The following is an 18,547-nucleotide window of genomic DNA, read 5'->3' on the forward strand; positions in this document are numbered from 1 at the left end:
CACCATGTCCGAAGCCAACAAGCCCGCCGATTCCGTCAACACCGGTTCGGCCAGCGCCGCCAGCTCCAATTTCCAGCCTGTCATTGACGCCCACCAGGCGGGTGCCAGCGAAGGCTATGGCGAGGGCTCGATCCAGATCCTGGAAGGCCTGGAGGCCGTGCGCAAGCGCCCGGGCATGTACATCGGCGACACCTCCGACGGCACCGGCCTGCACCACCTGGTGTTCGAGGTGGTCGACAACTCCATCGACGAGGCACTGGCCGGCCACTGCGACGACATCGTGGTGACCATCCACACCGACAACTCCATCAGCGTGGTGGACAACGGCCGCGGCATTCCCACCGGCGTGAAGATGGACGACAAGCACGAGCCCAAGCGCTCGGCGTCCGAGATCGCGCTGACCGAACTGCACGCCGGCGGCAAGTTCAACCAGAACAGCTACAAGGTTTCGGGCGGCCTGCACGGCGTGGGCGTGAGCTGCGTGAACGCGCTCTCTCAATGGCTGCGCCTCACGGTGCGCCGTGAAGGCCATGTGCATCAGCTCGAATTCGCGCGCGGCTTCGTGCAGAACCGCATCATCGAAGCCACCCCCACCGGCGTCGAAATCTCGCCCATGCGCATCACCGGCGCGACCGAAAAACGCGGCACCGAAGTGCACTTCCTGCCCGATTACGAAATCTTCCGCGAGAACGCCGACTTCCACTACGAGATTCTGTCCAAGCGCCTGCGCGAGCTGAGTTTCCTGAACAACGGCGTGCGCATCCGCCTGAAGGACGAACGCAGCGGCAAGGAAGACGACTTCTCCGGTGCCGGTGGCGTCAAGGGCTTCGTGGACTTCATCAACAAGGGCAAGACGGTGCTGCACCCCAACGTGTTCCACGCGCTGGGCGACCGCGCGAGCGACCAGGGCACCAACATCGGCGTGGAAGTGGCCATGCAGTGGAACAGCGGCTACAACGAGCAGGTGCTGTGCTTCACCAACAACATCCCGCAGCGCGACGGTGGCACCCACCTCACCGGCCTGCGCGCGGCCATGACGCGGGTGATCAACAAGTACATCGACGACAACGACTTCGCCAAGAAGGCGAAGGTCGAGGTCACCGGTGACGACATGCGCGAAGGCCTGTGCTGCGTGCTCTCGGTCAAGGTGCCCGAGCCCAAGTTCAGCAGCCAGACCAAGGACAAGCTGGTGTCCAGCGAGGTGCGCGGTCCGGTGGAGGACGTGGTGGCCCGCCTGCTGACCGACTACCTGCAGGAGCGCCCGAACGACGCCAAGATCATCTGCGGCAAGATCGTCGAGGCCGCCCGCGCCCGCGAAGCCGCCCGCAAGGCACGCGAGATGACCCGCCGCAAGGGCGTGCTCGACGGCATGGGCCTGCCCGGCAAGCTGGCCGACTGCCAGGAGAAGGACCCCGCCCTGTGCGAGATCTACATCGTGGAGGGCGACTCCGCCGGCGGCTCGGCCAAGCAGGGCCGTGACCGGAAGTTCCAGGCCATCCTGCCGCTGCGCGGCAAGATCCTGAACGTGGAGAAGGCCCGCTACGAGAAGCTGCTGACCTCCAACGAGATCCTGACCCTCATCACCGCCCTGGGCACCGGCATCGGCAAGGCCGGCAGCACCGACGGCAAGAGCGGGGCCGACGACTTCGACGTGGCCAAGCTGCGCTACCACCGCATCATCATCATGACCGACGCCGACGTCGACGGCGCCCACATCCGCACCCTGCTGCTGACCTTCTTCTACCGCCAGATGCCCGAGCTGGTGGAGCGCGGCCACATCTACATCGCGCAGCCGCCGCTCTACAAGGTCAAGGCCGGCAAGGAAGAGCTCTACCTCAAGGACGCTGCCGCACTCGATGGCTTCCTGCTGCGCATCGCTTTGAAAGACGCGAAGGTGAGCACCGGCGGCGCCAGCCCGACCACGCTGGAAGGCGACACCCTGGCCGAACTGGCCCGCAAGCACCAGGTGGCCGAGGGCGTGATCGCGCGCCTGTCCGCCTTCATGGACGCCGAGGCGCTGCGCGCCATGGCCGACGGCGTGTCCATCCAGCTCGACGACATGGAAGGTGCCGCCGCGAGCGCCCAGGCGCTGCAGGCCAAGCTGCGCGAACTCTCCACCACCGGCGTGCCCGCCGAAGTGGCGGCCGAGTTCGACAACCGCACCGACAAGCCGGTGCTGCGCATCAGCCGCCGCCACCACGGCAACATCAAGAGCAGCGTGATCACCCAGGACTTTGTGCACGGTGCCGACTACGCCGCCCTGGCCCACGCCGCCACCACCTTCCGCGACCTGCTGGGCGAGGGCGCCCGCGTCATGCGCGGCGAAGGCGACAAGCAGCGCGAAGAGAAGGTGGGCGACTTCCGCCAGGCCATGCAGTGGCTCATCAGCGAAGCCGAACGCGCCACCAGCCGCCAGCGCTACAAGGGCCTGGGCGAGATGAACCCCGAGCAGCTCTGGGAAACCACCATGGACCCCAACGTGCGCCGCCTGCTGCGCGTGCAGATCGAGGACGCCATCGAGGCCGACAAGGTCTTCACCATGCTCATGGGCGACGAGGTGGAGCCGCGGCGGGACTTCATCGAGACGAATGCGCTGCGGGCGGGGAACATCGACGTCTGATTACGTCTTCGCTACAAACGCGAACTGCGGGGAGATGCTCGTAACCCAGAGTGCCTTTCTTGTCCAATAAACGAAAAGCCACTGGCTGCATAGAAGCCTGTGGCTTTTTATTTTTCAAAAGGCTGCATTCCCGCCTGAGACGCAAAAGCAAGATCAACTCGCTCACACCGATCCACAGTCGCACCAGCAGAGAACGCACTGCATCCATCCCAATCAATGGTTGCTATTAATGCGTCAAAACAAGTACAGTCAACTGCGCTTTTGCGAAATTGCGGCGCCCCTCGAGCCTTGAAAAAGGTCAGCCCTTCAGTAGACAATCCAGGTCTCACAAACCGTGTGTAGAAGTCGTTGTGACAGGCAGGCCGGTCTCCGCAGTTCTCAGACATTAAATTTGATTATCAACGGCTGGGTCACAGCCCCACTCGCTCTATTGTCTTGCCACAAAGGAAAAAGATGCCACTTGTACAGCCAACATCAGTCGTCAAAGGAACTCCTGTCAATGTCAACGACCTGTTTAAGAATTTCAATTACATCCCTGTGTATCAGAGGGATTTTGTGTGGCAGGGCAAACAGGTAAAGGCCCTATGGAATGATCTAATCGATCACTATAAGCAATACGCTGACGCGAATGAAGATCTTATTCGTCCTGAAGGTTATTTTCTCGGCGCAATGGTAGTTATTGACTCTGACGACGACAAGCCTTTCGAAGTTGTAGATGGGCAGCAGCGTTTAACCTCTCTAACTACAATAGCAGCAATTTGTTACGATGCGCTCGCGTCTCAAAAGAATCCTGATGGAAGGATTCAGTCCTGGAAGACTCAGCTCGGGGGGCTACTCGCCCAGCCGGAGGCCGGAGACTTTGTCCCAAAGCTGACATTTTCAGATGAAGAGATCAGCAAGTTTTTCTTTGAAAGCACATTTAAGCGCAGATCGAGAGAAGAAAAAGAACTATATTGGAACGAACAATGGTGCAAAGACCGACTCTCACGGAGAAGATCCCCATTTTCAAAGATGAAGGAAGCCATCACCGTAGGTTACAAGGAGTTAGACATCTTCCTCGCCAAGACCGAGTCAGACGAAAAGCGAGTTAAGCGCCTGATTTCATTTGTGCAACTGCTTGTAGAAGGGGTAATCATCCTCCGAATACGGGCCATGTCATATACCAACGCATATGCCATTTTCGAATCCCTAAACAACCGTGGCATCCCCCTGTCTCAATCAGATCTGATTAAAAATGAAATTTTAAAAACTTGCAGCCAAGCCGACCTTGACGACGTTGCAGAGAGTTGGCAATCGGCCAGGCAAACAATTGAAAGCATTGAAATGATTTCAATGCCAGATTTTGTTCATTTCTCGTTTATCTCAAGGTATGGAGCAGTCAAGGCAAATAAGCTGTATGACAGAGTGAAGTCCATCACATCAACCTCCGCGCTGGCCAAGCAGTACGCTGTAGGTCTTGCAACGGATGCCCAGGCCTTGGAGGGAGTCACAGACTCATTTGATGCCGCATGGAAACAAGAAACAATGTACATGCTTAAGGACATAAAGAATGTTCTGAACGTCCGGCATTGCTACCCTTACCTAATTACAGCATTTAGAGCACACAGCGAAAACCCTAAGACTTTCCATGATCATGTTGAAGCGGTACTCAATTTCGCGTTCAGATACATGAAGGTACTGGAAGATCCGCTTGAGAATTTTACGGCTGCAATCGGCAAAGCTTGTGAGCTGATAGAGGCAGGTAAGCCTGTGGATGAAATAAGAGGGCTTTTCCAAACTTACGCTCCCGACGATATTTTTATAAAGCGCTTTGAAGAAGCCTCCTTCACCAATACCAAGCTTGCATACTTTACTGTCTACTATTTGGAGAAAGTCCGATTAGGTGGCACTAATCCATGTGACCACGGAGTCGACCAAAACCTTGAGCACATAATGCCCAAGACTCCTACATCGGCGCATTGGCCAAAAGCAGCCCTCCTTAAAGAAGAAAGCAGCGCCACCTATAGAGATTACCTCTGGCGCGTGGGCAACTTAATCCCACTCACAGCCAATATAAATAAGTCATTAAAAAACAAATCAATTGCTCTAAAAATTAAAGATCCTTCAGGCCTCGATTACACCTCCGGAAACCACAGCCTATTGTCGCCACTGACAATCGAGAGCTATCTTGATAACGGAGAGTGGAATTACAGCAGCATTGAGGCCAGACAAAGAGATCTTGCCAGGAACTGGGCGGCAAAAGCTTGGCCACTGTAAGACCACTGAACCCGTCAAATGAATCCAAATATCCTGATTCGACGCGGTGAATCATGACAAATGCATTAGTTCGCCATAACGATCGCAACTTAAAAGCTCAAAAAATCCCGTGACCGCAATACGGGCAGGAGGAGGGTATGTAGAAATCACGAAGACTTATCTATCTATTCCCACTGGTCGCCATAGCTAGCCTGCGAATTGTTTGCAGGCGTTCAGCGCCTTGTTTGTATGATATTATGCAAACATGCTTGACTCGTCTACATCACCGGCTCAGTTCTCTTATTCGTTCCCTGCGATACGTGGCGTCCAAGCAAGCAGGGAGTTCTTTGTTTCGATGTGCCCGCTTCGGCTACTGCCGAAGCTGTTTCAGTTCGACGACGAGGAGCTACAGCCTGAGCTGCGCGCGCAGCGCACCTTGAACAAGGCGCGCGTCCCGGAGATTGCGCGCTACATCGTTGAGAACGCTAGCAGTTACACGTTCTCAGCGATCACCGCGTCCATCGACGGGGATGTCCAGTTCACACCCACCAGCAAGGACTCTGACACTGCCTCGCGCATTGGAACGCTGACTGTCTCTATGGACAGCAGGTTCATCATCAATGATGGTCAACACCGCAGAGCTGCAATCGAAGCGGCACTGCAGCAAGCACCTGAACTCGGTGATGAAACCATAGCAGTAGTGTTCTTCGTTGACCGAGGACTGCAGCGATGTCAGCAGATGTTTGCTGACCTTAACAGGCACGCAGTCAAACCATCAGCATCTCTTGGTGTTCTCTATGACCACCGAAACGCAACCGGGAAAGTGGCCAAGCACCTCAGCTTGACTTCACCTGTGTTCAAGAACCTGGTTGAGTCTGAGCGCTCTACGCTGTCCGCAAGATCGCGCAAGCTGTTCACGCTCAGCGCACTTCACTTCGCCACCCAAGAACTGCTCCCTGAAAAGCAGGCAGAAGACTTTCCCATGGCCACGCAACGTAGCCAAGAGTTTTGGGAAGCGGTGTGCGAACAGATCCCAGAGTGGCTGTACGTGCGCGAATCCAAGATGACGGCCGGCGAAGTCAGAAAAGACTTCATCCATTGCCATGCCATCGTGTTGCAGGCTTTGGGGCGTGCCGGACGCAGCCTCTATGAGCAATACCCCGGCGAGGTAAAGAAGCGACTTCAGCGCCTGCGCAAGGTGGACTGGTCCCGCACCAACGCACAAGCCTGGGAAGGACGCGCCATGGTGGGCGGGGCGATGGCCAAGTCGGGGCAGAACGTGACGCTGACCGCCAACGAGATCAAACGGGTCCTGGGGCTCAAGCTTTCACCGGAAGAGCAACACGCGGAGACTGCACTCATGGCAGCGCGCATCCCCAAAACAAAGACCGCCAGGAGCTGAGCATGGCCACTACGCCTACCCACATCATCAAAGAGATCCAGGATCTGTATTTGTCGGATTCACTGCCGTGGATCATCGGCTACAGCGGGGGGAAGGACTCAACAGCCTCGCTGCAACTGATCTGGAACGCAGTCGCGCAGCTGCCTGAGGACCGGCGACGGTTCAAACCCATCCACGTCATCAGCACAGATACCCTGGTCGAAAACCCAGTGATCGCATTGTGGGTAGAGGTTTCGCTCAAGCAAATGGAGCTTGCCGCCAAGCAACAAGGCTTGAACATCCAGCCCCATCGCTTGACTCCAACGCTGGAGAACCGTTTTTGGGTGAACCTGATTGGCAAGGGCTACCCTGCGCCCCGGGCAAAGTTTCGCTGGTGTACCGACCGCCTCAAGATCAGCGCATCCACCAAGTTCATCCAGGAACTGTCCGAAGCGAATGGCGAAGCCATCCTGGTGCTCGGCCAGCGCAAGGGCGAGAGCGCGGCTCGAGACAAAGTCATCGAGAACTACAAGGGAAGCACCCGAGACCGCCTGAGTCGCAACAAAGACCCGAAGCTGTCACGGGTGTGGGTGTACTTGCCGATCGAGTCCTGGAGCAGCGACGACGTTTGGGAATACGTCATCGAGAACCCCAATCCTTGGGGCATTCACAACCAGGATCTGTTTGACATTTACCGAGGTGCCACCCCCGATGCGGAGTGCCCCATCGTGGTGGACAAGTCCACACCCAGCTGCGGAGACAGTCGCTTCGGCTGCTACGTGTGCACGATGGTTTCGCAAGACAAATCCATGGCGGCCATGATCCAGAACGATGAGGCAAAGGCCTGGATGCAGCCCATCATGGACTTCCGGGACAAGTTCTTGGCTGTTGAAGACCGACATCTGCGCGACTTCAGGCGAATGAATGGCCGACTGATCTTGATGAACGACCGTTTGGTTCACGGCCCATACACCCAAGAAAGAAGGTCCGAACTCCTGCGTGAGCTGCTTAAAACACAGGTCGCTGTTCAGCAAGCCATGCCAACAACCGTCGGACCTGACCTGGAGCTCATCGGGTTAGATGAGCTTGAGGAAATCCGACGAATTTGGGTGTCGGAGAAAGGCGAGATCGAAGACCTCGTACCACTGCTGTACCAAGAAGCAACGGGCCACACCTACCCCGGCAAAGACCTGGACATCACACCTCTGGACGAAGGAGACCTTACGTTGCTGCGCGAAGTGGCGGCGGAATGGGTGGACGACAACCTGCCAGTGGATGATGGCGTTACTACACGCCAACGGTCTGATGAGCTTTACAAGCTGACGAGAACACTGCTGGCAACGAGCTTTAGAGGGCTACAAAGCCGGTCCCGTTCAGGCCAGCTCGATGAGCTTCAAAGCGTGCTGACGGATTTCGCCTTTCTAGACGAAAACGATGCCCTCGAATTTGCGAAAGAGCACCTCAAAGACCAGACCGCAGAGGAGCCTCTTGCTACTTATGAGGCCGAACCAATCTCCGGTGACCGCCGGGTCATACCCATCGTTAACGATCCCATGCTGAGCTGAACCCCATGGCCAAAGTTACGTTTAAGCGGATCGGGATTCAGAACCTGGGCCCCTACCTGGAGCGCCAGTATCTTGATCTCAGGGTTCTGTCGAACAAGCCCATCATATTGGTACGCGCACTCAACGGTAGCGGCAAGACCACCCTGCTCAACTGTCTGCAGATCGCTCTGTACGGGGCGAAAGCCATCGGGACTGGGCGCGCCGCCGAATACGAGCAGCTTATTCGGAGCCTTCACCGAGACGATGCTGAGGGGCCTGCACAGATCGTCTTGGACCTTCAAGTGGAGGCCAATGGCGAGCGGGAGAACATCACGATCAGCCGACAGTGGCAACTCGGCACCAAGCTGCAAGAACGAACCATCGTTACCCGGGACGAGAACGAAGACCCTCAGCTCGCACAAGACTGGACGGAATACCTCGACGGCATTCTTCCGGCGGAGCTACTGCAGCTCTTCTTGTTTGACGGCGAAAAAATCGAAGCGTTGGCCAACCCCAAGACACTCCCAGAAATGCTGCGGCGTGCGACAGAGGCATTCCTAGGTATTGGCGGGATCGACGCGCTCCAGAAGGACTTGGTCGCAGTTGAGCGGCGCGCCCTGCTCCAAGCGAAAGAGGCGAGCGGGGACTATGAACAAGCCCGTACAGAACTCAAGGTGCTTGAGGGTCAGCAAAACGCAGCCCAAGCGGCTGTTGACGTTCTGCGCGGTAGCCTGCCCACGGCAGAACAAGAAGCAGAAAAGGCTCGCACCACCTATGAGCGTGCCTCCCAACAGGCTCAGCGATCCGGCCTAGGCGCCTACGAGAGAGCAGCCGAAATCCGAGCCGCAGAACAAGCTGCACGAGAAGAGGTGAACGTAGCAGCACAGTCTGTCAGGGAAGCCCTGGCAGACCCCCTTGCACCCTTGGCACTCGCTGGGAGCCTCTGGAATAGCTACAAGACGGAATGGGCAAAACAGCAAGACACGCATGCCAACAAGCAGCTGTTGAGCGAAATCCAAAGGAGGGATCAGCGTGTACTAAAGAAGCTGCGCGATGAACTGCCCTCTTCTTCCTTAGACGCACTTCGAGCGGCGCTATCCTCAGACACCAAACGCTACACAGCAGCGGCACAGCGCCAAGTCTTCCTCGTCCCTGCCCCCGAGCCAGAAAGCCTAGAGGCGGCGATTCGTATCTCCAGTGATCGGCATGAAAAGGCAAGAGCTGCCCTTGCAGATGCAAAGCGAAAGCTGGGGGAAATGGAGCGTTCGCTGGCCTCTATTCCAGCCAAGGATCAGCTTGCAGAGGTACTGGCCGATCTCAAGAAAAAAGCGGAAGAGCAGGCGCGTGCCGACGAGCGTCTGGCCTTCGTCAAAAAGCAGCTTGAAGAGCAGCTTTCGCTACTCGAACACACGTCGGTTCGCGCCAATGCTGCACGTGCTCGAATGAGCAAAGACTTTCAAGGTAATGCACATAGCACCAAAGCCATCGGTGCAGCTATGCGATCACGCGCCGTACTGGCCGCATTCAAAGAACGGCTACTCGCTTCCAAAGCAAAGTGGCTCTCCGAGAAGATTACCGAAGAGTTCCAGGCACTGATGCGCAAGCAGCGCCTGGTAACTGCTGTACGGGTTGATCCTGACTCGTACGAGGTCACCATCGTAGGCGGTCATGGCAAAGAACTTCCGATGGAACGTCTTTCGGCTGGTGAGCGCCAGCTACTGGCGATTGCTGTGTTGAGCGCTCTAATCAGGGAGCGAAAAGGTCAATTTCCAGTGGTGGTTGATACGCCATTAGCACGACTGGACAGAACCCATCGAGAGGCACTCATCCGTCGCTTCTTCGCAAAGGTGTCCCATCAAGTACTCGTGCTTTCGACGGACGAGGAAGTCGAAGGGACCGTCTTTGATGCCATGGCCAGGTACACCTCCAAGGCCTATCAGATCGAATTCTCGGATCAGACTCGTTCCTCGCATGTCGGGCCGTTTCAAGAACTCAGCAAGGTGTGACCATGATTGAGCGCGTCAAACTCACCGCTACGGCCAAACAGCAGCTGATCACCCTCAAGCGCCGCACAGGCATCGACCACTACAACGTGATCTGCCGACATGCACTCATGACCTCACTCGGGAGCGATAACGCTCTGCCAGCAGAGGCGTTTAACTTTTCTGGCGGCTTGGAAATCGACTGGAAGGTATTCGCAGGTGATGCAGCAGATACCTACCTGAACCTACTGGCAATGCGTGCGCTAGAGGACAAAGGTGAGGTAACCCAGGACACCGTACGTGCGACTCTCACATCGCACGTCCACCGAGGTCTTTCGCTCCTGGTCTCGTCAAACAAGTTCAGCATCTAGGCCGGTTTGCCAGCTTTGGCTTGTATCTCGAACGGGGGCGAGAACTCGCCCATCTGGCCGGATCTACTGTTGGCACCCATCAGCGCCGCCACCCCCGCAGCATCAGCGCATTGCTCACCACGCTGACGCTGCTCAGCGCCATGGCCGCACCCGCCACCATGGGGTTGAGCAGACCGGCCGCCGCCAGGGGGATGCCGACCACGTTGTAGGCGAAGGCCCAGAACAGGTTCTGGCGGATCTTGCGCCAGGTGCGGCGCGAGATGTCGATGGCATCGGCCACCAGGGCCGGGTCGCCGCGCATGAGGGTGATGCCGGCGGCCTGCATGGCCACCTCGGTGCCGGTGGACATGGCAATGCCCACATCGGCGAGCGCCAGCGCCGGGGCGTCGTTGATGCCGTCACCCACCATGGCCACGGTGCGACCGCCGGCCTTGAGGCGGTTCACGATGTCGGCCTTGTCGGCCGGCAGCACCTCGGCCTCCACCTGCCCGATGCCCAGCCGCTCGGCCACCACCCGGGCGCTGCCCCGGTTGTCGCCGGTGATCATCACGGTGCGCACGTTCAGGGCCTGCAGCCGCGCCACGGCAGCCGCCGCGCTGGCCTTGGGCGTGTCGCCGAAGGCCAGCAGGCCGACCAGCACCGGTGCCGAGGTGACATCGGCCAGCCAGGACACGGTGCGACCCTCGTCCTGCAGACCATCGGCCATGGCCCGAAGGGCCGACAGGTCCACGCCGAGCTCCTGCATGTAGCGGGTACTGCCCAGGCGCAGGGCCCGGCCCTGCACTTCGGCCGACATGCCACGGCCGGCCACGGCGGCCACCTTGGCTGCCGACAGCCGCTCGGTGCCGGCACGCCGGGCCGCTTCCACCACCGCTTGCGCCAGCGGGTGCTCGCTGCCCGCCTGGATGGCCGCGCTCCAGGGCATCAGTTCCCGCTCATGGCCCGGTGCGGCCTCGGCCGCCACCAGGGTGGGCTTTCCTTCGGTGAGGGTGCCGGTCTTGTCGAAGGCCACCGTGTCGATGCGGTGGGCCATTTCAAGCGCCTCGGCGTCCTTGATGAGGATGCCGTGGCGGGCGGCCACGCCGGTGCCGGCCATGATGGCCGTGGGGGTGGCCAGGCCCAGCGCGCAGGGGCAGGCAATGACCAGCACCGCCACCGCGTTCAGGATGGCCTGTTCCCAGTCGCCCGTGGCCAGACCCCAGCCCAGCAGGGTGAGCGTGGCCAGCACCAGCACCACCGGCACGAAAACGGCGCTCACCCGGTCGACCGCCCGCTGGATGGGCGCCTTGCGGGCCTGTGCCGACTCCACCAGCCGAACGATCCGCGAGAGCGTGCTCTCGGCGCCCACCGCCGTGGTGCGCACCAGCAGCAGCCCCTCGGCATTGACCGATCCGCCGGTGACCGCATCGCCCTCGTGTTTGGCCACCGGCAGGCTCTCGCCGGTGATGAGCGATTCGTCCACCTGGCTGGCGCCTTCCAGCACCGTGCCATCCACCGGCACACGCTCACCCGGGCGCACCACCACTACATCGCCCACCTTCACGCGGGCCAGGGGCAGGTCGAGGTCACCGCTGGTGGTCCGTACCCGTGCCACCTCCGGCTTGAGGGCCTGCAGCGCTGCAATGGCGGCGGTGGTCTGCCGCTTGGCGCGGGCTTCGAGCCACTTGCCCAGCAGCACCAGCGTGACGATGACCGCCGAGGCCTCGAAGTACAGGTGCGGCGTGCCGTGGTCTGCGTGCCGGGCCATCAGGTACAGGCTCAGGCCGTAGCCGGCGCTGGTGCCCAGGGCCACCAGCAGGTCCATGTTGCCGGCGCCAGCCCGCAGGGCCCGCCAGCCGGCCCGGTAGAAGCGGGCACCCAGCCAGAACTGCACCGGCGTGGCCAGGGCCAGCTGCCACCAGGCCGGGAGCGTCCCGTCGGCTCCGAACAGCATGCCGACCATGGGAGCCACCAGCGGCAGCGACAAGGCCGCTGCCAGCAGCACCGGCCACAGGGGTTCTCCGGCCCGCTCGGCCGCCGTGGGCGGCGCTCCTTGATCCACCAGCGTGGCTGGGTAGCCCGCCTTCTCGGCGGCTGCCACGATGGCCGCCGGTGTGAGGCCTGCGCCGGTGACCGTGGCCCGCTCGGTGGCGAGATTGACCACCGCCTCGCGCACGCCCGGCACCGAGCCCAGCGCTTTTTCGACGCGGGACACGCAGGACGCGCAGGTCATGCCTTCGATCGAGAACTCGAATTCTTCCTTTGGGACAACTGCATTCATCAGAAACCTCCTTGGTGATGGCCTGATGCTCGGGCCTGCCACGATGGCAAGGACAAGCCCACCCGACGCTTGCACCTGCCATCGTGGGAAGCCCCAGGCTGAAGGTCTCTTCAACCCCCAGGAGAAATTCCATGCATGAATTCAACGTACCCCACATGACCTGCGGCGGCTGCGCCTCGAGGATCCAGGCCGCCCTGAAACGGGTGGACCCCGACAGCACGGTCGTGGTGAACATCCCGGGCCGGCAGGTCCAGGTCACCAGCCGGGTCGACCGGCAGACCCTGAGTCAGGCCATGGCCGATGCCGGTTATGCACCGGCCGCCTGAAGGCGGCAGGTCGATAATCGCCACGGCGTGCGGCCCCAGCGTCCCAGGAGGAAGCCATGACGGAACGGATGAACATCGGCGAGGCGGCTGCGGCAGCCGGCGTGTCCCAGAAAATGATCCGGCACTACGAGCGCATCGGGCTGCTGCCCGAGCCGGTGCGCGACCCTTCCGGCTACCGGCGCTACAGCCCTTACGAGGTCTCGGTGCTGCGCTTCATCGGCCGGTCCCGGCATCTGGGTTTCTCGATTCCCCAGATCGCCGAGCTCATCGGCCTGTGGAGCGACACCGGGCGGTCCAGCCGGGAAGTCAAGGCGGTGGCCGAGGGGCACTTGGTCAGCCTGGAAGAAAAGCGCCGCGAGATCGAACAGATGATGGCCGGGCTGCAGGAACTGCTGCAGCAGTGCCCGGGCGACGACACCCCCCACTGTGCGATTCTGGAATCGCTCTCGCAGAGCCGGCTGGACCAGTTCCATCCCTCCCACCGCCCCCGGCTGAAGAAGGGCGGGAACGAGGACACGGCAGGTACCGGTGGCACAGGCACGATCGACCTGATGGCCTGGATGCGGGCGGTCAGGTTCCACCAGCCCGCCGGCTGACCGGAACTCCCCCAGGGTCGTCAGCCGACAACGCCCAGGGCCTGCAGCGCCCGGTGCGCGGCGGCCACGCGTTCGGCCGCCGGCCAGTTGCGGTTGGCCAGCATGACCCAGGCCACCTGGCGGTCGGGGACGATGGCCAGGTAGGCCCCGAAACCGAAGGTCGAGCCGGTCTTGTTGAGCAGCGGCGGACGGTCGGGCGCGGGCGCCCCTGGCACGGCCTGGGCCGGCTGCGGCTCCAGCACCAGGGTGGGGCCGTTGCCCTGCTGAAGGGCCTGCAGCGACGCGGGCTGCGGGTACATCTCCCAGCCCATGCCTTGCAGCAGGGGTCCGACCCGGTAGCGCGGCGTGGTGGTGAGCGCCAGGGCCTGGCGCCAGCCGGCGGGCAGGCGGTCGGGGTCCAGCACGGCCTGCAGGAAGCGGAGCATGTCGCTGGCGCTGGACTTGAGGCCGTAGGCCTGGGCGTCGAACACACCGGGGTTGACGCGCACCAGCCGCTGGTCCGGGTCGTGTCCCCAGGCGTAGCGCGGCAGCTCGGCCTGGGGCACCCGGATGTGGGAGCCCTGCATGCCCAGCACGGGCAGCAGCGTGCGCTCGCACAGTGTGGTGAAGTCCTGGCCCAGGGCGGTGGCCGTGGCATGCCCCAGCAGCCCGACGCTGGGGTTGGAGTAGCGCCGCACCGCACCGGGCGCCGCGTCGGGCGGGAAGGCCGCCAGCCAGGCAATCGCCTGGTCCGTCGTCTGCACGGCCTGCGGAAACTGCAGCGGCAAGCCGCCCGCGGTGTAGGTGGCCAGGTGCAGGGGCGTGGCCTGACCGATGGGCGTGCCGCGCAGCGCCTGCACCACCTCGTCCACCGGCCGGGCCAGATCCATCCGCCCTTGCACATGGGCCTGGGCGGCCAGCAGGGACGTGAAGCACTTGCTGATGGAGCCCAGCTCGAACAGCGTGTGGGGCGTGACGGCCCGGCCGCCCTGGCGCGCGGTGGTGCCCAGGGCCAGGACATGCGGTCTGCCTTCGAACAGCAGGCCCACCGCCAGCCCGGGCAGGTCGTGGTCCCGGGCCAGTGGCGCGCAGATGTCTGCCAGCACGGCCTGCACATCGGCGGCCCGGCCGGGGCTGCGGGCCAAAGCAGGTGCCATGCAGGCGGCGGCGCCGGCGAACAACAGTCGCCGACGCGCGATGGGGGTGTGCAGAGCGTTCATCGCGGCAACCGGATCTCGCTCAGGCGCCACTGCGCAAAGCCGGAGCGCACGAACACCAGGCCGGCGGGGCCACCGGTGACCGCCGTCTGTTCTTCCTGGAACACCACCACCCGATCGGTGTCCAGCCGCACCAGCTGCCAGTCCCGCTGTTCGGGGGCGGGGTCGGCAGCGGGTGCCGGCGTCTGCGGGGCCGGCGCTGCGCGCGGCTCGGCCAGGGTGGGTCTGGCCTGGCGTTCGGCCAGCATGCGCATGACCACCTCGGGGCGCACCAGCGCGTCCACCAGCTGGTTGACCACGGCCATGCCGAGCGAGGCGCCCAGGGCGCTGAAGGGGTTGTCCTGGAGCTTGTCCAGGTCCGGGGCGATGGCGGCGGTCATCTGGCCCTTGAGGCTCTCCCGCAGGGCCGGGTAGTCCACCTGCTGGTTGAAGCGGTCGGCATCGCCGGCATCGGCGGCCTGCTGCAGGGACCGGATGGCCACATAAGGCGAGTAGTACCAGTAAGCGCCCACGGCCAGCAGGATGAGGGCCAGGGCGGCGGCGAACAGTCGATGTTTCATGGGGCAGCGAGAGGGTGATGGCAGCGCCGATGCTATCGGCGAACCGACGCGCCGCTGCCGGATCAGACGGTGCATGAAACCTTTGTCACACCCCGTCACCCTCCCGGCCCTGATCCTGGCCCTGACGATGGCACTGGCGGGTCTGCCGGCGCAGGCCCAGACCACCAGCCCGCCCGCCGTGCCCCCGCCACCGCCCGCTGCGGTGCAGACCGCACCCGCCCCGGGCGTGGCGGCCCGGCAGGAAGCCCAGTGCAAGGCGCAGTGGGCGGCTTATGCGCAGAGCCAGCGCTGCTTCAACGCCTGCGGCGCCACCGGCCGCGAGGGTGCGCGCAACAACGCGGCCTGCGGACACTGCACCGACACGCCCATGCCCGCCTGCCCGGAACCCCGGTAAGCCGCTCAGGCGCCTGCCGGGTCCAGCTTGAAGCTGCGCATCAGCTCGGCCATGCGGTGGGCCTGCTCGTGGAGCTGCCGGGCCGAGGCGGCCCCCTCCTCGACCATGGTCACGTTGCGGTGGGTGACCTCGTCGAGCTGGTGGACCGCCTGACCCATCAGGCCGACCCCCGCCGACTGTTCCTCGCTGGCATGGCTGATGCCCTGCACCAGGCCCGCCACCTGCTCGATGGACCGGACCACATCGTTCATGGTCGATCCGGCCTGGTCCACCAGCGCCACGCCGGCATCGACCTGATCGCCGCTCTGGGTGATGAGGCCCTTGATCTCGCGCGCGGCCTCGGCACTGCGCTGGGCCAGGTTGCGCACCTCGCCGGCCACCACCGCAAAACCCCGGCCCTGCTCGCCGGCCCGCGCGGCCTCCACCGCCGCATTGAGCGCCAGGATGTTGGTCTGGAAGGCGATGCCGTCGATCACGCCGATGATGTCGCTGATGCGCTGGCTGCTCTGGCTGATGGCCCCCATGGTGGCCACGACATTGCCCACCACCTGACCGCCTGCCGCGGCCACGCGGGCCGCCTCCTGGGCCAGCTGGCTGGCCTGGCGCGCATGGTCGGTGTTGTTCTTGACGGTGGCGCCCACCTGCTCCATGGACGAAGCGGTCTGCTGCAGGGCCGTGGACTGCTGCGCCGTGCGCTCGGCCAGTTCGTGGTGGTCGCGCGAGATCTGCTCGCTGGCGGCAGCCACGGCATCGGCGTTGGACCGCACCGCCTGCACCGTGCGGCGCAGGTGGTCGCTCATGCTGGCCATGGCCGCCATGATGCTGTCGTCGTCGTCCGGCCGCACCGGCACCCGCACGGTGAGGTCGCCGCTGGCGATCGCGTTGGCCACCTGCCGGACCTCGCGCGGCTCGCCGCCCAGGGAGCGGTCGAGGCGGGCGATGATGATGTGGGCAATCCACAGACCGATCACCAGCGCAAACACCGAGGCCGCCGCCATGGCCAGCAGGCCGTCACGGGCCACGCGCTGCCCGAACTGGTAGGTGTCGCGGGCCTCGCGGGCCTGCAGGTTGATGAGGTCGCCCACGACCGCCTGCATCGGATCGAACACCGGGTACATGCGGCGTGCGGTGTAGTCCTGCAGGGCGGTCCGGTCGTTGGCGCGCAGGGCCTGTTCGGCCTCGGCAATGGACGCATCGGCGGCCGCCATGAGGGGCTTGAGCTTGTCGATCAGCGCCTTCTCTTCGGCGTCAGTGGGCCGATCGAGGTAGGCCGCCCAGTCGCTGGCGATCTGGCGACGGGCCGAGGCGATGGCTTCGAGCGCCTGCGCCGGGGTGAACGACCCGTCGGCCGCCTTGTGCGCGGCATCCACCATCTGCACCGCGTACTGGTCGGCCACCGACCGCATCTGGGTCAGTGGCAGCACCCGCACCTCGTACACATCCCGCAAGGCACCGGTTTCCGCCCGGGCCAGCAGCATGCCCATCGCAAACACCAGACCGATCACGGCGATGAACACGCCGCACAGCAACCGCAGCCTGTTGCGCACCGACAGGCGCGCGATCAAAGCATCCATGTCACTTCCCTCCCGATGGATGAAGCCAGCACAAAGGCTGCACCCGACGATCCGGTTCAGCCGATCCTGGGAGCCTTATCGGTGACAGGCCACCGGAATGAACCCCACGAACCCTAAGGGATTAACCCCTTTGGGGTTCATGCGGGCCGTCAGTCGCCCATCTGCACGGCCGGTCCGTGATGCAGCAGGGACTCGGCCGGCGGCTGCAGCAGGCCCCTGGCCTGTTCCACCGGGCCGCGCAGCCAGCGCTCCACATCGTCGGCCTCGATGGCGATCACCGAGCGCTTGTCCTGCGCATCGGCCGGCAGGGCCGGGTCGGGCTTGTGCATGCGGCGCATCACCGGGTGGTGGTCGGCGTTGAGGGTGAGCAGGGTGTAGCTCTCGATCACCTCGCCGGTGCGGCGGTCGGTCCAGGCGTTCCAGAGCCCGGCCAGGCCCCAGGGGGCGCCGTCGGCGCGGCGGAACCGCCACCAGACGTTGCGGCCGGTCTCCCAGTTGGGTTCGTCGAACCAGTCGGCCGGGATGATGCAGCGCTGGCCGCGCTGCCAGGCCAGCTTGTAGCTGGGCTTGTGCGCCACCTCTTCGGCGCGGGCGTTGTTGGTGCTGTAGCGGATGTCGGCGGTGTCGGCGAACCACGGGATCAGGCCCCAGCGGCCGACCACCATCGCCAGCCCGTCGCCGCCGCGCGCAGGGCGGAGGAACAGGCCGTTCTTGCGCGGCCCCACGATGCCGCCCGGCCAGTCGATGGCCAGCGGGTTGCCGGCCTTCCAGACCGCCTGGGCATCGCTGCCGGAGGTGCTGCGGTAGAGATTGCACATGGGCACAAGCATAGGCTGCCGCAGCACCGCCCACACGGATCGGTGCACCCGGCCCACAATCGTGGCTGCCCCGAACCGAGGCCACACGCAGACCCAGGCCCAACCGATGGTCCCATCACACCGAACCCCGCCTTCGCTGCCGGTCACGCTCGCCGTCTTCCTGGTCTGCGGCCCGCTGTTGAGCTTCTGGGCGGCGCTCATCGTGAACGCGCCACTGATGGATGTTCGTGTGGACGCCGACCGGCCCATCGACGCGGTGGAGCTGGCCGGCAAGGCGGCGCTGGGGCTGCTGATGGGCGGGCTGGCCTGGCTGATCGGGCTGCTGAGGGTGGCCGACGGCTGGATGGTGACCCTGCTGCCCACCACGGCGGCGGCCATCGTCTACCGGCTGACGGCCCTGTGGCTGGTGCGGAGCGGGGCGATGCAGCCCGCCACCCGCCTTCGCGCAGCGGTGCTGTCGGCGCTGGTGGCGTGCGGTGTGTCGGTGCCGCTCTTTGCGCTGGCGTGGGCCGCACGCGCCTGGCTGGCCGGTGCACCGCAGGCGGCTTTCCGGGGCGATCTGGTGCTGGTGGTGGCCGTCGATGCGGTGCTGGTGGGCCTGGTGCTGGGCCTGCTCTGGCGCCGGGCACCCGCCTGAGGGACTCCGCTCCTGCCGGGCGCCGTCCTGGGCGTCGCTGGCCGTGGCATCGC

At 63.2% G+C, this 18,547-nt stretch carries 15 protein-coding genes; 10 read left to right on the forward strand and 5 right to left on the reverse strand.

Annotated features, from left to right (window positions below; all coding sequences use genetic code 11):
- The first annotated feature begins 4 nt into the window (after positions 1 to 4).
- The 6 genes from gyrB to dndE all read left to right on the forward strand — a co-directional run bounded on the left by gyrB (position 5) and on the right by dndE (position 10,133).
- On the forward strand, positions 5 to 2,620 hold the full coding sequence (gyrB, locus tag CAP38_RS12495) for a DNA topoisomerase (ATP-hydrolyzing) subunit B (RefSeq protein WP_179188544.1): 2,616 nt from the start codon (positions 5 to 7) through the stop codon (positions 2,618 to 2,620).
- 453 nt (positions 2,621 to 3,073) lie between these two features.
- Positions 3,074 to 4,876, forward strand: a complete 1,803-nt coding sequence (locus CAP38_RS12500; RefSeq protein ID WP_086121754.1) for a DUF262 domain-containing protein — start codon at positions 3,074 to 3,076, stop codon at positions 4,874 to 4,876.
- A gap of 244 nt (positions 4,877 to 5,120) precedes the next feature.
- Entirely contained in the window at positions 5,121 to 6,257 is a 1,137-nt protein-coding gene (gene dndB, locus CAP38_RS12505; RefSeq protein ID WP_086121755.1) for a DNA sulfur modification protein DndB, read from the forward strand.
- Between the two features lie 2 nt (positions 6,258 to 6,259).
- Positions 6,260 to 7,801, forward strand: coding sequence for a DNA phosphorothioation system sulfurtransferase DndC (gene dndC / locus CAP38_RS12510; RefSeq protein ID WP_086121756.1), 1,542 nt, complete (start codon positions 6,260 to 6,262; stop codon positions 7,799 to 7,801).
- A 5-nt stretch (positions 7,802 to 7,806) separates the two neighbouring features.
- Positions 7,807 to 9,786 (forward strand): DNA sulfur modification protein DndD, encoded by a 1,980-nt coding sequence (dndD, locus tag CAP38_RS12515; protein WP_086121757.1) that lies wholly within the window; start codon positions 7,807 to 7,809, stop codon positions 9,784 to 9,786.
- A 2-nt stretch (positions 9,787 to 9,788) separates the two neighbouring features.
- Positions 9,789 to 10,133, forward strand: a complete 345-nt coding sequence (dndE, locus tag CAP38_RS12520) for a DNA sulfur modification protein DndE (RefSeq protein WP_086121758.1) — start codon at positions 9,789 to 9,791, stop codon at positions 10,131 to 10,133.
- A 79-nt stretch (positions 10,134 to 10,212) separates the two neighbouring features.
- Here the strand turns inward: dndE and CAP38_RS12525 are convergent, their stop codons facing one another.
- The gene (locus CAP38_RS12525) at positions 10,213 to 12,393 is read right to left on the reverse strand and encodes a cation-translocating P-type ATPase (protein ID WP_086121759.1); all 2,181 of its coding nucleotides are present in this window, start codon (positions 12,391 to 12,393) and stop codon (positions 10,213 to 10,215) included.
- A gap of 131 nt (positions 12,394 to 12,524) precedes the next feature.
- Here CAP38_RS12525 and CAP38_RS12530 point away from each other — a divergent pair, with 131 nt between their 5' ends.
- Positions 12,525 to 12,719, forward strand: a complete 195-nt coding sequence (locus tag CAP38_RS12530; protein WP_086121760.1) for a heavy-metal-associated domain-containing protein — start codon at positions 12,525 to 12,527, stop codon at positions 12,717 to 12,719.
- Between the two features lie 56 nt (positions 12,720 to 12,775).
- On the forward strand, positions 12,776 to 13,315 hold the full coding sequence (locus CAP38_RS12535) for a MerR family DNA-binding transcriptional regulator (protein WP_306297706.1): 540 nt from the start codon (positions 12,776 to 12,778) through the stop codon (positions 13,313 to 13,315).
- Between the two features lie 20 nt (positions 13,316 to 13,335).
- On the opposite strand, the gene CAP38_RS12540 is transcribed toward CAP38_RS12535, so the two are convergent.
- Both CAP38_RS12540 and CAP38_RS12545 read right to left on the reverse strand, forming a co-directional pair.
- Complete coding sequence (locus tag CAP38_RS12540) at positions 13,336 to 14,514, reverse strand: serine hydrolase (RefSeq protein WP_086121762.1); 1,179 nt, start codon at positions 14,512 to 14,514, stop codon at positions 13,336 to 13,338.
- The gene (locus CAP38_RS12545) at positions 14,511 to 15,071 is read right to left on the reverse strand and encodes a DUF2939 domain-containing protein (RefSeq protein ID WP_179188545.1); all 561 of its coding nucleotides are present in this window, start codon (positions 15,069 to 15,071) and stop codon (positions 14,511 to 14,513) included. The genes CAP38_RS12540 and CAP38_RS12545 overlap by 4 nt, the downstream gene beginning before the upstream one ends.
- Positions 15,072 to 15,144: 73 nt before the next feature.
- On the opposite strand from CAP38_RS12545, the gene CAP38_RS12550 reads away from it, so the two are divergent.
- A complete protein-coding gene (locus CAP38_RS12550; RefSeq protein WP_143435828.1) occupies positions 15,145 to 15,465 on the forward strand; it encodes a hypothetical protein in 321 nt (106 codons plus the stop codon).
- A 5-nt stretch (positions 15,466 to 15,470) separates the two neighbouring features.
- On the opposite strand, the gene CAP38_RS12555 is transcribed toward CAP38_RS12550, so the two are convergent.
- Positions 15,471 to 17,039, reverse strand: a complete 1,569-nt coding sequence (locus CAP38_RS12555) for a methyl-accepting chemotaxis protein (RefSeq protein WP_086121765.1) — start codon at positions 17,037 to 17,039, stop codon at positions 15,471 to 15,473.
- A gap of 149 nt (positions 17,040 to 17,188) precedes the next feature.
- Positions 17,189 to 17,857 carry an SOS response-associated peptidase gene (locus CAP38_RS12560; RefSeq protein WP_086121933.1) on the reverse strand — a complete coding sequence of 223 codons (669 nt, stop codon included), beginning with the start codon at positions 17,855 to 17,857 and terminating at the stop codon, positions 17,189 to 17,191.
- Positions 17,858 to 17,963: 106 nt separating this feature from the next.
- On the opposite strand from CAP38_RS12560, the gene CAP38_RS12565 reads away from it, so the two are divergent.
- Positions 17,964 to 18,494, forward strand: a complete 531-nt coding sequence (locus CAP38_RS12565) for a hypothetical protein (protein ID WP_143435829.1) — start codon at positions 17,964 to 17,966, stop codon at positions 18,492 to 18,494.
- The last annotated feature ends 53 nt before the right edge of the window (positions 18,495 to 18,547 follow it).

The organism is Hydrogenophaga sp. IBVHS2, from assembly GCF_002127215.1.
GTDB lineage: Bacteria > Pseudomonadota > Gammaproteobacteria > Burkholderiales > Burkholderiaceae_C > Hydrogenophaga.

Excerpts from the sequence above, each read along its gene's own strand:
- gyrB (WP_179188544.1), top strand. The coding sequence starts at position 5 with ATGTCCGAAGCCAACAAGCCCGCCGATTCCGTCAACACCGGTTCGGCC.
- CAP38_RS12500 (WP_086121754.1), top strand. The coding sequence starts at position 3,074 with ATGCCACTTGTACAGCCAACATCAGTCGTCAAAGGAACTCCTGTCAAT.
- dndB (WP_086121755.1), top strand. The coding sequence starts at position 5,121 with ATGCTTGACTCGTCTACATCACCGGCTCAGTTCTCTTATTCGTTCCCT.
- dndC (WP_086121756.1), top strand. The coding sequence starts at position 6,260 with ATGGCCACTACGCCTACCCACATCATCAAAGAGATCCAGGATCTGTAT.
- dndD (WP_086121757.1), top strand. The coding sequence starts at position 7,807 with ATGGCCAAAGTTACGTTTAAGCGGATCGGGATTCAGAACCTGGGCCCC.
- dndE (WP_086121758.1), top strand. The coding sequence starts at position 9,789 with ATGATTGAGCGCGTCAAACTCACCGCTACGGCCAAACAGCAGCTGATC.
- CAP38_RS12525 (WP_086121759.1), bottom strand. The coding sequence starts at position 12,393 with ATGAATGCAGTTGTCCCAAAGGAAGAATTCGAGTTCTCGATCGAAGGC.
- CAP38_RS12530 (WP_086121760.1), top strand. The coding sequence starts at position 12,525 with ATGCATGAATTCAACGTACCCCACATGACCTGCGGCGGCTGCGCCTCG.
- CAP38_RS12535 (WP_306297706.1), top strand. The coding sequence starts at position 12,776 with ATGACGGAACGGATGAACATCGGCGAGGCGGCTGCGGCAGCCGGCGTG.
- CAP38_RS12540 (WP_086121762.1), bottom strand. The coding sequence starts at position 14,514 with ATGAACGCTCTGCACACCCCCATCGCGCGTCGGCGACTGTTGTTCGCC.
- CAP38_RS12545 (WP_179188545.1), bottom strand. The coding sequence starts at position 15,071 with ATGAAACATCGACTGTTCGCCGCCGCCCTGGCCCTCATCCTGCTGGCC.
- CAP38_RS12550 (WP_143435828.1), top strand. The coding sequence starts at position 15,145 with ATGAAACCTTTGTCACACCCCGTCACCCTCCCGGCCCTGATCCTGGCC.
- CAP38_RS12555 (WP_086121765.1), bottom strand. The coding sequence starts at position 17,039 with ATGGATGCTTTGATCGCGCGCCTGTCGGTGCGCAACAGGCTGCGGTTG.
- CAP38_RS12560 (WP_086121933.1), bottom strand. The coding sequence starts at position 17,857 with ATGTGCAATCTCTACCGCAGCACCTCCGGCAGCGATGCCCAGGCGGTC.
- CAP38_RS12565 (WP_143435829.1), top strand. The coding sequence starts at position 17,964 with ATGGTCCCATCACACCGAACCCCGCCTTCGCTGCCGGTCACGCTCGCC.